General features: G+C 59.7%; 12 protein-coding genes. 7 read left to right on the top strand and 5 right to left on the bottom strand.

All coding sequences use genetic code 11. The features are described from left to right. Positions 1-185: 185 nt before the first annotated feature. Together ACI2KB_RS12990 and ACI2KB_RS12985 are read right to left on the bottom strand one after the other, a co-directional pair. On the bottom strand, positions 186-2,585 hold the full coding sequence (locus ACI2KB_RS12990) for a penicillin acylase family protein (protein ID WP_404635066.1): 2,400 nt from the start codon (positions 2,583-2,585) through the stop codon (positions 186-188). Between the two features lie 171 nt (positions 2,586-2,756). Continuing rightward, positions 2,757-3,338: a DUF6436 domain-containing protein gene (locus tag ACI2KB_RS12985; protein WP_404635064.1), complete on the bottom strand. Its 582-nt coding sequence runs from the start codon at positions 3,336-3,338 to the stop codon at positions 2,757-2,759. A 109-nt stretch (positions 3,339-3,447) separates the two neighbouring features. Between ACI2KB_RS12985 and ACI2KB_RS12980 the strand changes: the two genes are divergently transcribed. Then, positions 3,448-4,389, top strand: a complete 942-nt coding sequence (locus tag ACI2KB_RS12980) for an alpha/beta hydrolase (RefSeq protein ID WP_404635062.1) — start codon at positions 3,448-3,450, stop codon at positions 4,387-4,389. A gap of 145 nt (positions 4,390-4,534) precedes the next feature. Here the strand turns inward: ACI2KB_RS12980 and ACI2KB_RS12975 are convergent, their stop codons facing one another. Further along, complete coding sequence (locus tag ACI2KB_RS12975) at positions 4,535-5,275, bottom strand: DUF2059 domain-containing protein (protein ID WP_404635060.1); 741 nt, start codon at positions 5,273-5,275, stop codon at positions 4,535-4,537. Positions 5,276-5,470: 195 nt separating this feature from the next. On the opposite strand from ACI2KB_RS12975, the gene ACI2KB_RS12970 reads away from it, so the two are divergent. Together ACI2KB_RS12970 and ACI2KB_RS12965 are read left to right on the top strand one after the other, a co-directional pair. After that, positions 5,471-6,103 (top strand): 2OG-Fe(II) oxygenase, encoded by a 633-nt coding sequence (locus ACI2KB_RS12970; protein ID WP_404635058.1) that lies wholly within the window; start codon positions 5,471-5,473, stop codon positions 6,101-6,103. A gap of 215 nt (positions 6,104-6,318) precedes the next feature. Then, positions 6,319-6,756, top strand: coding sequence for a DUF4399 domain-containing protein (locus tag ACI2KB_RS12965; protein ID WP_404635056.1), 438 nt, complete (start codon positions 6,319-6,321; stop codon positions 6,754-6,756). Positions 6,757-6,965: 209 nt separating this feature from the next. Here the strand turns inward: ACI2KB_RS12965 and serA are convergent, their stop codons facing one another. Further along, on the bottom strand, positions 6,966-8,195 hold the full coding sequence (gene serA, locus ACI2KB_RS12960; RefSeq protein WP_404635054.1) for a phosphoglycerate dehydrogenase: 1,230 nt from the start codon (positions 8,193-8,195) through the stop codon (positions 6,966-6,968). A 203-nt stretch (positions 8,196-8,398) separates the two neighbouring features. Between serA and ACI2KB_RS12955 the strand changes: the two genes are divergently transcribed. From ACI2KB_RS12955 to ACI2KB_RS12945, 3 genes are all read left to right on the top strand, one after another. Next, positions 8,399-9,793: an FAD-binding oxidoreductase gene (locus ACI2KB_RS12955; RefSeq protein WP_404635682.1), complete on the top strand. Its 1,395-nt coding sequence runs from the start codon at positions 8,399-8,401 to the stop codon at positions 9,791-9,793. 41 nt (positions 9,794-9,834) lie between these two features. Continuing rightward, the gene (locus tag ACI2KB_RS12950; RefSeq protein WP_404635052.1) at positions 9,835-10,500 is read left to right on the top strand and encodes a fumarylacetoacetate hydrolase family protein; all 666 of its coding nucleotides are present in this window, start codon (positions 9,835-9,837) and stop codon (positions 10,498-10,500) included. 182 nt (positions 10,501-10,682) lie between these two features. Further along, entirely contained in the window at positions 10,683-11,603 is a 921-nt protein-coding gene (locus tag ACI2KB_RS12945) for an SdiA-regulated domain-containing protein (RefSeq protein WP_404635050.1), read from the top strand. Positions 11,604-11,772: 169 nt separating this feature from the next. Here ACI2KB_RS12945 and rpiA read toward each other — a convergent pair whose 3' ends face one another. Further along, a complete protein-coding gene (gene rpiA / locus ACI2KB_RS12940; protein WP_404635048.1) occupies positions 11,773-12,444 on the bottom strand; it encodes a ribose-5-phosphate isomerase RpiA in 672 nt (223 codons plus the stop codon). 147 nt (positions 12,445-12,591) lie between these two features. Between rpiA and ACI2KB_RS12935 the strand changes: the two genes are divergently transcribed. After that, on the top strand, positions 12,592-12,707 hold a 116-nt coding region (locus ACI2KB_RS12935; RefSeq protein WP_404635680.1), incomplete at its 3' end, for a hypothetical protein.

The raw sequence follows: 12,707 nt of genomic DNA, 5'->3' as shown, positions 1-12,707 counted from the left end.
CCCACGCTCCGCGTGGGAATGCATCCACCGACGCTCCGCGTTGCCAGATGCTGGACGCGGAGCGTGGGGACGATCATCAAACCTGTGGGAGCCGGCTTGCTGGCGAAAGCGTTGTCTCATTAAGCCCAAATGTGACTGACCTGACGCCTTCGCCAGCAAGCCGGCTCCCACAAGGTGAGGTGGTGCTACTTTGACGGCACCAACCTCAACACCTCTTTGCTATTCCCCGCCACATCCCCCTCACTGAGCCGCTCCGGCAAATACTCCCCGCTGATATACGCCTTGGCCTGATCGGCGTAGTGCTTATCGAACAACACCCCGCTTTGCCCAACCGGATTGATGCCCAACGCATGGGCTGGATCGGCGAAATCAATCAGGCGTCGCGTAGACGGTCCGTACGTTACCGGCCACGGCGCGGTGGTAATGCTGGCGGACAGGTTATTCGGCACTTCATGAGTGCCAGGCGCTGCAAACGGACCGACGTTGAACAGCATGTCCAACGGCGGCTGACGACCCAGCGGGTGCTCGTGGGTCAGGGTGTGCGCCTTGCCCCAGGTCCATTCGTTCGGATTTACGCCATAGAGCGATTTCAAATGTGAAACCGCCGCATGCCAAGCCACTTTCACTGTGTTGTCGCGGCTCTCGGTTTCGTTGGAGTTGCGATTGTTCCACCACGGCGACTTCGCATCGGCGGCCAGCTTTGGCAGCGCCATGTCGATTACCCTTGTGGACAGCAGTGTAGAGAACAGCCCGTCGCCCAGTTCATCGCGAAAGGTCTGGTCGCACAGGTTGTAGAGGAACTGGTTAAACAGCGTCGCACCGACCGAGTCCACCGGGTAGTCGCCTTTCCATGCTGCCAGACGCTCGATCAGGTCATGCTCTTCCGGATCGCGGATGACTCGACGCAGTACCGGAATCAGCGGCGTCAGGATCTGCTGGGCATAGTCGGTTTTCGTGCCCAATTGCAGCGCCTTGCTGTTCTCCAGAGTCCACTTCACCGAGGCATCGCTCAGTTGCCTGTCCAACTGCCGACCCCGTTCAGCGAGGTTGTAGTAACCCGGAATTTCCATGCCCGTCGGCGATACCGGCTGGAAATTCGCTGAGACGATGTAGCCACGGGCCGGGTTCTCTTCCTGCGGGTTGGCGCTGAACGGGTAGAAACCGTTTTTGTCCGCCTGCTCGGTGCTGCCGTCGAGGATGAACGCCGGGTTCACGCCTGCCGGGCGCACCGGCAGTTGTGCGGCGGCCCACCAGCCGATGTCGCCCTTGGCGTTGGCATACACCACGTTGAGGCCGGGAGACTGTATCTTCTCGGCGGCGCTGCGCATCTTGTCCAGCGTGTCGGCGCGATTGGCCTCGTAGAAACCCTGCAAAATCGGATTGTCCGATTCAAGGAAGGACCACCACATGGCCACCGGTGTGTCGGCGTGGTCCTGAATGCCACTCGCAGTCAGCACGTCATTGATGATCGGGCCGTGGGGCGACTGGCGCAGGTTGAAGGTGATCGGTGATTCGCCCTTGACCTTGATCTGTTCGGGGCGTGAAGTCATGTCAGCCCAGGCGCCGTGGTACCAGACCTGATTGGGGTTTTCGGGGTTGACCTTCTCGGCGATCAGGTCCACGTCGTCGTTCTGGAACATGGTCAGGCTCCAGCCGAAATCCATGTTGTGGCCCAATAAGGCGAATGGGTTAAGGGCCTGAAAGTGCCCGTAGAGCTCGAAGCCCGGCGCCGAGAGCTGCGCCTCGTACCAGACGGCCGGGACCGAGAAGCGAATGTGCGGATCGCCCGCCAGCAGCGGTTTGCCGCTTTGGGTGCGGCTGCCCGACACGGCCCATGCGTTGCTGCCCTCGAACTGTGGCAGACCCGCGTCTTCCAGCGCCTGTTGGCTGATCAACGCCAAATCGCTCAGGCCCTTCCAGTCCTTGCTGGTCAAGGTAGGCGATGGGTGCAGGGCGCCCTGCGGTTGCCAGTCCAGATCGAAGGTTTTCAGGTACTGCGGCCCTAATTGGTCGCGCACGTAGGTCAGCAACGGTTCGGTGCGGAATGCGGCGGCGAAGCTGTAGGCCAGATAACCGCCGATGCTCAAGGTGTCTTCTGCTGTGAACGGGCGCTTATCGATACCCAGCACGTCGAACTCGATGGGTTTGGGATGTCCGGACTGATACTGGTTCACGCCGTCCAGATAGGCTTGCAGCGCTTTCCAGGCCGGGGTGTTCTTGTCCTGTCGGGCGACGTAGGCATCGGCGTGCTCGCGAATGCGCAGGCTGCGAAACAGCTTGTCGGTGGTGATCAGTTTCGGCCCCAGCACTTCAGCCAGTTCGCCACGGGCCAGACGGCGCAGGATTTCCATCTGGAACAGCCGGTCCTGGGCGTGCACGTAGCCCAGCGCGCGGTACAGGTCTTCCTGATTTTCCGCTTTGATGTGGGGGACGCCGCGCTCGTCATAGCGCACGGTGACCGGTGCCTGAAGATGCGTCAGTGCGATATCGCCACTTCGTACCGGTTGCTTGCTGTGGACATACCAGATCCCGACACCCGCGATCAGGATCACGACAGCGGCGACGACAGAAAGACTGCGTTTCATCCGAGGGCTCGAAAGATCAGAGAGAAGCCCGGAAGGCTACAGATTTGTGGTGGGGCTGGGTAGTCGGCGTCGGACGCCCGTTCTTTGCCGTATCGCAGGCCTGCGCTTTTGTGGGAGCCGGCTCCCACAAAAGATGCCCGACCGACAGCCGGGGTATTCATAGGGCTGAGGTTATAGCGTCCACGGGCAATAACACCCCACCGCCATGGTGTGCGTGGCGCTCACCGGCCTGTCCGCCTTGAGCGCCTGAAGGATCGGCTCCACGAAGCTGTTTTGCGCATTGCAGACCAGCCCGTCGCTGTATGGCCCGAAATACGCCAGATGGCCCTGCCGATCCCAGATGGCGACGGCAGGGCTTGAAGGTATTCGCTCAGCGCCCGGCAACGCATTCAGCTGCTTGATGGCGCTCAGGTTGGCTGGCAGTTGCCCACGAGACCCCGGCTTCTGCACCGCGTAAAAGTCCACGCCACCGTCCCCGGAAAACCGCGCCACCAGTTCACTCAAGTGCTCTTGATTGCCAACGTTGCAAGGGCAGGCGGGGTCCCAGAAGTGCACGACCCGGATTCGCCCCGGCCCCGCAAGCTCCGATGGCAGGCTGAGCACGTCTCCGGCAAAGAGAACCGCACGATCACTGAACGTACGGACGTATCGACCCTCAAACCAGCGGTAACCCAGCCACAGGCCTGCTGCACAGGCGACGGCGATCAGCGCGAACAAAACGGTGCGGCGTCGAGTGAGTGATTGAGCGGTCATGGCTGGGCTTCGATTTGGGTGACGTAGCTTGCCACGCCTGTGCGGACAGAAGAAACTCACAGGCATTGCGTCACTGTTTGTGTGCCTATTTGCCTGAGCTGGAATCCTGATGTCCAACACGTTCGACCCTGATCGTCTGCGAGCCGGCCTGCAACCCTTGAGCGCCGGGCTCGCACTCTCCGAACAAGAGCAGGCCTACCAGCGTTTCTACAGTCTGGTGGGGCTGGGGCGTGATGGCCGGATCACCAGTCGCCTCGGACGTTTCGAGGTGGGTGGCTACGAAATCGTCACGCAGTTGTGGACCCCGGAAACCCCCGTCGCGACCCTGGTGCTGGTGCACGGCTTCTACGATCACATGGGCCTTTATCGGCATGTGATCGAATGGGCGCTGGAACTGGGCTTTGCAGTGATTTCCTGCGACCTGCCGGGGCATGGCCTGTCCAGTGGCAACCGGGCGAGCATTACCGACTTCGCCGAGTATCAAGCGGTGCTCGACCGCCTGTTCGCCGAGGCGGACATCCTCAAGCTGCCCAAGCCCTGGCATCTGTGCGGGCAAAGCACGGGTGGGGCCATTGTGATCGACCACTTGCTCAACCATGGCGATGACAGCCCGGTCGACGGCCAGTCCATTCTGCTGGCCCCGCTGGTGAGGCCGCGCGGATGGACGTGGTCGAAGGTCAGTTATTACCTGCTGCGTGCTTTCGTCAAAGGCATTGATCGACGTTTCAGCGAGAATTCCAATGCACCCGCCTTTCTGCCGTTTCTGATGGCTGATCCACTCCAGCCCCGTCGCTTGCCAACCGTTTGGGTGGGCGCACTGGCCAAGTGGATCGTACGGATCGAAAGCGCGCCGCACAGTTCACGGAGCCCGTTGATCGTACAGGGCGAGTCGGACATGACTGTAGACTGGAGCCATAACCTGGCGGTGCTCAACGACAAGTTCGACCACCCGCAGATCTTCATGCTCCACGAAGCGCGGCATCATCTGGCCAATGAGTTGCCGGAGTTGCGGGAGCGGTTTTTCGAATTCTTGACGCCGCGGATGGGGTGAAACGTCGCCGTTAATCCGATGGGGCTGGCAGATCGCTAATCTCTTGTGGGAGCCGGCTTGCTGGCGAAGGCGGTGTGCCATTCAGCGAGGATGTGACTGATCTGACGCTTTCGCCAGCAAGCCGGCTCCCACAATGATCGCGGTGTTAATTCACGCGTTGCCCCACCGCCAATCCCGCCCTAATCGCCGCCAGTGCCGCCTGATAGTAGGTCTGGCCCTCGGTTGACTCGGCAAAGGTCGAAAACTCTTCCAGTTCGGCATCCGACAAGTCTCGATAGACGTACAGCATCGTATTGCTCATGTCGTTGGCGATCTGCGCCATCAGGCGCTGACGCTGGCCTTCCAGCATGCCTTGAGTCGAGCCGCCACCCATCAAGCCTGGAATCATCGAACTCAGGCTATCGGCCGCTACCCCTGCGATGGCAAGGCTGACTTCCGCTCCGGCCTCTTTGGCGGGCAGGGCGTTGGTCAGGTGGCCGATGATCAGTAGGCGGTTATCGCTGGCCTGCATTTTTGGCAAGCCTTGCGCGTTCTTGGCCAACTGGTCGGGGCGAGTGGCGGTCAGCTCTGCGTTGACAATCTTGCGGCCCAGCGGTGACTGGAAGAATTGCAGCGCAGGGTTCGGGTCCTGAAGCGTTTGACGCAGCTTCTGTGCGGCACGCTGATCCATGGCCTGGGGAGCGAATCGTTGATTGCTGTTATTCACCAATGCGTCGAATACCGCAGGCGGCAGGCTGTTTTTGTAACGCTGCTGCGCGGCTTTGAGGGCGTCATTGAAATGCGCGCGTTGTTCTGGCCAGCCTGCGACCTTGTACAACTGGTCGTAGCCGTCTGCCCAGGCGGGCAGCGTGCAGAACATCAACAGCAGGAAAAACAGACGGCGCATTAGGGACTCCTGTCGGCAGGCCGCTATTCTCGGCGGGGCGGCGGGGATTTGTCGAGTTAACAGTTGCCAGACCCCAATAAAACCCGTGGGTTCGGCCATCTTTTGTGTAAAACCGCCTTGAGCGGTTAAACGCCGAAAAATATTCCTTCTTCCGCAGACCACAGGCTCTGTTGGATTGCACGGCGTCTGGATACTATGCGCGCCATGCACTTATCCCCTGATGACGCCCTGCTGATGCAAATCGTCGACGACCTGGCCGAGCGTGGCTGGTCGCAGCAGAACCTCTTTTTGCCTGAAGCGCTGACTCGCAAGCTGGCCCTTGAGTGCCGCAAGCGCGCGGCCGAGGGTGAGCTTGCGCCTGCGGGCGTGGGGCGCGGGGCTGCGCAAGAAGTGCGCGAGGGGATTCGGGGCGATCACATTCAGTGGCTGGAGCCCGCTCAGGCGGAGTCCTGCGATGAGTATCTGGCGGTGATGGATGCGCTGCGTCAGGCCCTTAATCGCGGTTTGTTTCTGGGGCTGGAAGACTTCGAAAGCCACTTCGCCCTATACCCGCCGGGTGCGTTCTATCGCAGGCATGTGGACCGCTTTCGCGACGACGACAAGCGCATGGTCTCCGCCGTTATTTACCTCAATGACGCGTGGTTGCCCGAGCATGGCGGGCAATTACGGATGTTTCCCAAGGGCGGCGATCCGTTCGATGTGCAGCCTGTGGAGGGCTGTCTGGCGGTGTTTCTGTCGGGCGACATGCCACATGAAGTCCTGCCCGCGACCCGCGAGCGTTTGTCGCTGACCGGTTGGTTCCGCCGTCGGGGTAATGAGCCGTTTTAGCGAACAGAGCGGCTTTACACAGTCTCCTGTGAGAGCGGTGCTAGCGGCTGGGAATATGAAATCTTCTACATAAACCCCCTCTCCCGACGCTCAAGGCTGCGGATCCGACTATGGTGATTACCGTGCCAGAGCGTTTGTCTGCGGACCCTGAACCGAATCTTTCCGTGCGCGGTCCCAGATGAGGCGTCTAGACCAACAAAGTAACGGGAGAGATCATGAAGACCTTATTTGCAAAAACTGCCTTGGCTGGACTGCTGCTCGGTTCGACGTTTCTGGTGCAGGCCGCCGATGTGCCGCGCACGCCGTCGCCCGCAGGCGCTGAGGTCTACATCATTTCGCCGAAAGATGGTGCTGTGGTCAACGGCACCTTCAAGGTGCAGTTCGGCCTCAAAGGCATGGGTGTCGCGCCTGCTGGCGTTGATGTGCCAGAGACCGGTCACCATCACCTGCTGATCGACGTGAAGGATCAGCCGGACATGAATGCGCCGTTGCCAGTGACTGACAATATTCGTCATTTCGGCAAGGGCCAGACCGAAACCGAACTGACCCTCACCCCAGGCCAGCACACCCTGCAATTGCTGGTGGGCGACAAGAGCCACATCCCGCTGAATCCGACGGTTGAGTCGCAGAAGATCACCATTACGGTGAAGTGACCTAGCGCCGCCGTACACCTGTGGGAGCGAATTCATTCGCGAGAAATCGCACATTCGACGGATATCTGCCGGATGTACCACCGCATCGCGAATGAATTCGCTCCCACAGGTGTACGGCGGTGTGTCAGTGACGTTGCATAAATGGCAGGCACAAAAAAGGAGACCCGAAGGTCTCCTTTTTCGTTGCAGCCCAAGACTTGGAGCAGCGCTCAGAACAACACGCGGCTACGGATGGTGCCTTTGATGTGCTGCAGCTTCTCTTGCGCCAGATCCGAGTACTCGGCGTCGACGTCGATGACCACGTAACCGACTTTCTCGTTGGTCTGCAGGAACTGACCGGAGATGTTGATGCCGTTTTCCGCGAACACCTTGTTGATCTCCATGAGCACGCCCGGAATGTTTTCGTGGATGTGCAGCAGGCGGTGCTTGCCAGGGTGAGCGGGCAGGGCCACTTCAGGGAAGTTGACCGAGGACACCGACGTACCGTTGTCGCTGTACTTGACCAGCTTCTCGGCCACTTCCAGGCCGATGTTGGCCTGGGCTTCGGCGGTCGAGCCACCGATGTGCGGGGTCAGGATCACGTTGTCCAGACCGCGCAGCGGGCTTTCGAAGATGTCGTCGTTGGAGCGAGGCTCGACCGGGAACACGTCGATGGCGGCGCCGATCAGGTGTTGATCCTTGATGGCAGCGGCCAGTGCGTCCAGCTCAACCACGGTGCCGCGTGCGGCGTTGATCAGAATCGCGCCTTTCTTCATGGCGCGGATTTCTTTCTCGCCGATCATCCACTGGGTGGATGGCAGCTCAGGCACGTGCAGCGACACGATGTCGGCCAGGCCCAGCAGCTCGTTCAGGCTGGTGACTTGAGTGGCGTTGCCCAGTGGCAGTTTGGTCAGCGGGTCGTAGAAGAACACTTGCATGCCCAGGCTTTCGGCCAGAACCGACAACTGTGTACCGATCGAGCCGTAGCCGATGATGCCCAGCTTCTTGCCACGGATTTCGAACGAGTTGGCCGCGCTCTTGATCCAGCCGCCGCGATGGCAGGAGGCGTTCTTCTCAGGGATGCCGCGCAGCAGCAGGATGGCCTCGGCCAGCACAAGCTCGGCAACCGAACGGGTGTTGGAGTACGGGGCGTTGAACACGGCAATACCGCGCTCGCGGGCTGCGTCCAGGTCAACCTGGTTGGTGCCGATGCAGAAGCAGCCGACAGCGACCAGTTTCTTGGCGCCGTCGAAGATTTCTTCGGTCAGGTGCGTGCGGGAACGAATACCGATGAAGTGAGCGTCGGCGATCTTTTCCTTCAGTTCGGCTTCCGGCAGCGACTTGGTGTGGTACTCGATGTTGGAGTAACCGGCGGCCTTGAGGACATCGACGGCGGATTGATGGACGCCTTCGAGAAGAAGGAACTTGATCTTGCTCTTGTCGAGGGAAGTCTTGCTCATCTGCGTAAACCTGTGTCCCGGAGAAAAATGGCAGGGAATGGCCCGCATCAAAGTGGGCCTCACGGCGCAACGGCGCCATCGCAGGTCGGCCTCAGGCACGTCGCTGCGGGGGCGGTATGCTAGCATATGTGCCCCGCTAAATACCCGTTCCTGCGACGTGAGCCGTTCTCAGGATGACCATGAATTGTTCGAGGGTTCTGTTGATGTTGCTGCCTGCGCTGATAGATGAACTGAAGTCCTTGGTCGAGCCGGGCAAAGTCCTCACCGACGCCGATTCCCTTGAAGCGTACGGCAAGGACTGGACCCGCCAATTCGCCCCTGCGCCCAGCGCCATCGTGTTTCCAAAGACGGCCGAACAGGTGCAGGCGATTGTCCGTTGGGCCAATGAACACAAGATCGCGCTGGTGCCTTCCGGCGGCCGCACCGGGCTGTCCGCTGCAGCGGTGGCGATGAACGGCGAAGTGGTGGTCTCGTTCGACTACATGAATCAGATTCTTGAATTCAACGTCACGGACCGCACCGTACGCTGCCAGCCGGGTGTCATCACCAAGCAATTGCAGAACTTCGCCGAAGAGAACGGCCTGTATTACCCGGTCGACTTCGCCTCGTCAGGGTCCAGCCATATTGGCGGCAACATCGGCACCAATGCCGGTGGGATCAAGGTCATTCGCTACGGCATGACCCGCAACTGGGTTTCGGGGCTGAAAGTCGTCACCGGCAAAGGCGACATCCTTGAACTGAACAAAGACCTGACCAAGAACGCCACCGGCTACGACATGCGTCAGTTGTTCATCGGCTCGGAAGGGACGCTAGGTTTCGTCGTCGAAGCGACAATGCGCCTGGATCGCGAGCCGAACAACCTGACCTGCATGGTGCTCGGCACGCCGGATTTCGACTCGATCATGCCGGTGCTGCACGCGTTCCACGGCAAGCTGGACCTGACTGCGTTCGAGTTTTTCTCCGACAAGGGCCTGGCCCATATTCTGGCGCGGGGCGACGTGCCGGAGCCGTTCGAAACCAAAACGCCGTTCTACGCCTTGCTGGAGTTCGAAGCGAGCAACGAAGAAATCGCCAATCAGGCGCTGGAAACCTTCGAATATTGCGTGGAGCAGGGCTGGGTCATCGATGGCGTGATGAGTCAGAGCAAACAGCAGTTGCAGAACCTCTGGAAACTGCGCGAATACCTGTCGGAAACCATTTCTCACTACACGCCGTACAAGAACGACATTTCGGTCACGGTGTCGAAAGTGCCCGCGTTCCTGAATGAAATCGACACCATCGTCAGCGAGAATTACCCCGATTTCGAGGTGGTCTGGTACGGCCACATCGGTGACGGCAACTTGCACCTGAACATTCTCAAACCGGGCCACTTGCCCAAAGAAGAGTTCTTCGCCCGTTGCGCGACGGTCAACAAGAAGGTGTTCGAGACCGTCGAGAAATACAACGGCTCGATCTCTGCCGAGCATGGCGTGGGGCTGGTCAAGCGCGATTACCTCGAATACAGCCGTTCGCCGGTGGAAATTGAGTACATGAAAGCGCTAAAAGCAGTCTTCGATCCAAACGGCATCATGAATCCGGGCAAGATCTTCGCGCTGTAAGCGACGATCCACTGAATAGACGCAGCAATAAAGGAACGCTCATGAGCTATCAGCACAAATACGTCGACGGGACCAAGGTCCATTTTCCACTGGGCAAAGTGGTTTGCATCGGCCGTAACTACGCCGAACACGCGAAGGAGCTGGACAACCCGGTCCCGACCGAACCTCTGCTGTTCATCAAGCCCGGCAGTTGCGTGGTGGAGATCGAAGGCGGTTTCAGCATTCCGCAGGACCGGGGTTCGGTGCATTACGAGGCTGAAATTGCGGTGTTGATCGGCAAGCCGCTGAGCAAGAACCCGAGCCGTGAAGAAGTACTGGATGCGATTTCCGGTTTCGCCCCAGCGCTGGACCTGACCCTGCGCGACGTGCAGTCCAAGCTCAAAGAGAAAGGCCTGCCGTGGGAAATCGCCAAGTCGTTCGACGGCGCGGCAGTGATTGCCCCGTTCGTGTCGGCGGACGCCTACCCAGACCTGACCGACATCGCCATTCGCCTGACCGTCAACGGCGAGGTGCGCCAGGACGGCAACAGCAGCCAGATGCTCAACCCGATCGTGCCAATGATTCAGCACATGGCTTCGCAGTTCTCGTTGCAGGCCGGTGATGTGATTCTGACCGGTACTCCCGCGGGCGTCGGCCCATTCCATGTGGGCGATCAGATCGTGCTGGAACTGCCGGGCCAGAGCCGTTTCGAGAGCGACGTGCGCTGAGCTGATCCGTATGCGCTGATAAGGCCGCCTGTGACGATTCGCAGGCGGCCTTTTTCGTATTTGGAACAGGATGTTGCAGTAAGCGTGGATTGCCGTTTTTTTCACACGTGATCTGGATAATCCTTCGCCGATTGCTGCGCAGAGCGCCGCACCCATGGATTTTCTTTTGCAGGATCGTTTCGATGGCCGCTACTGATCAATCGCTCGCTTCCCCCAAGCCGCGCCCGCGTTTTCACTGGTCCTGGCTGCTGATCGCCCTGGCGGTGATTCTGGTGGGGCTGTCTTACGCCTGGCACTGGGATGATCGCGGTCTGTTGTGGCTGCGCGAGCAAGTGGTCTCGGCGTCCGAGCGCAATGCCAGCATCTGGTTGCCGGATTACCGGGTTGTGATCGACGGCAAGCCGCTGGGTGGGCTGGAGAAGGATGAAGCGTCGGACCTTTCCTATGACGCAGCGAGCAAAACCCTCTATTCAGTGATGGGCAAGAACCCGTTTTTGGTCGAGCTGAGCCTGACGGGCGATGTGCTGCGCAAGATTCCGCTGGTGGGTTGGGGCAACCCCGAAGGCATAGCGGTGCTGGGCAATGGCCTGATCGCGATTGTCGACGAACGTGAGCACATGCTGTCGATGGTGACTGTGACGCCGGACACCAAGACCTTGAACATCGCCGACTTTCCGAAATACGACCTGGGGCCTTCTGCGGATCAGAACAAAGCCTTCGAGGGCGTGGCGTGGGATGCACGCAACCAGCAAATCCTGCTGGGCGAAGAGCGCCCACCTGCACTGTTCAGCTGGAAGTCCGATGGCAGTGCGGTGTTGAAGGGTGACAAGCAAAAGCTGGTGAATGACAACCTGATCATGCGCAACCTGTCGGCCCTGCATGCCGATCAGAAAACCGGACACTTGCTGGCGCTGTCGGCTGAATCGCATTTGCTGTTGGAACTGGACGAGAAAGGTACGGCCGTCAGCTTCATGGCGCTGGTGCGTGGGTTGAATGGCCTGGACCACAACATCCCTCGCGCCGAAGGCGTGACGATGGACGAAGAAAGCACGATCTACGTCGTCAGTGAGCCGAACCTGTTTTATTCGTTCAAGAAGAAGTGATGCGAACCTGAATGCACCTGCAGATTTTGCGGCAACTGAGAGTCGCAGCTCAGGCGCGACTGTTGTGGGAGCCGGCTTGCTGGCGAAGGCGTTGTGTCAGTCGATATCAATGTGACTGACCTGACGCATTCGCCAGCAAGCCGGCTCCCACAAGGGTAAGGCGTTGTGTTTACCGGGTCAGGGTCTTCACGCCTTCCTGAGTACCCAACAGCAACAAATCCGCCGAACGTGCTGCGAACAGGCCGTTGGTGACCACGCCGACGATGGCGTTGATCTGAGCTTCCAGTTCCACCGGGTTGGTGATGTTCATGTTGTGCACGTCGAGGATGATGTTGCCGTTGTCGGTCACCACACCTTCGCGATAAACCGGGTCGCCGCCCAGTTTCACCAGTTGGCGTGCGACGTGGCTACGGGCCATCGGGATGACTTCGACCGGCAGGGGGAATGCGCCCAGCACGGGCACCAGCTTGCTGCCATCGGCGATGCAGATGAAGGTTTTGGCCACGGCCGCAACGATCTTCTCGCGAGTCAGGGCTGCGCCGCCGCCTTTGATCAGATTCAGGTGCTCGTCGCTCTCGTCGGCGCCGTCAACGTAGAACTCCAGATCGCTCACGGTGTTCAGCTCGTAAACCGGGATGCCGTGGCCTTTCAGGCGGGCGGCAGTGGCTTCGGAACTGGCGACAGCACCGTCAAATGCGTTTTTGTGCTTGGCCAGCGCATCGATGAAGCAGTTGGCGGTGGAGCCAGTGCCGACGCCGACGATGCTTTTGTCGTCGAGCTTCGGAAGGATGAAGTCGACAGCGGCCTGGGCAACGGCCTGTTTGAGTTGATCCTGGGTCATGCGGGGCTCCACGGGGGCCAATGGACACAAAAAGGGCGGGCATTATAGCGATATGCCCTGATTAAAACCCGGGTCTTTGTGTGGTCGTCGGTCGGGACGCGGGGTAGACTTCTCGGCCTTGCCCTTTTCGTCAGTGATGCTTTCCCGATGCTCGAACAGTACGTCAAGAAAATCCTCACCTCCCGCGTCTACGACGTTGCCGTGGAAACCCCGCTGCAGGGCGCCCGCCAATTGTCCGAACGTCTCGGTAACCAGGTGCTGCT

Source organism: Pseudomonas sp. NPDC088444 (assembly GCF_044900175.1).
In the GTDB taxonomy this organism is placed as follows: Bacteria; Pseudomonadota; Gammaproteobacteria; order Pseudomonadales; family Pseudomonadaceae; genus Aquipseudomonas.
Note: the sequence above shows the minus strand (reverse complement) of the source record. Positions and strands in the feature narration are given on the sequence as shown.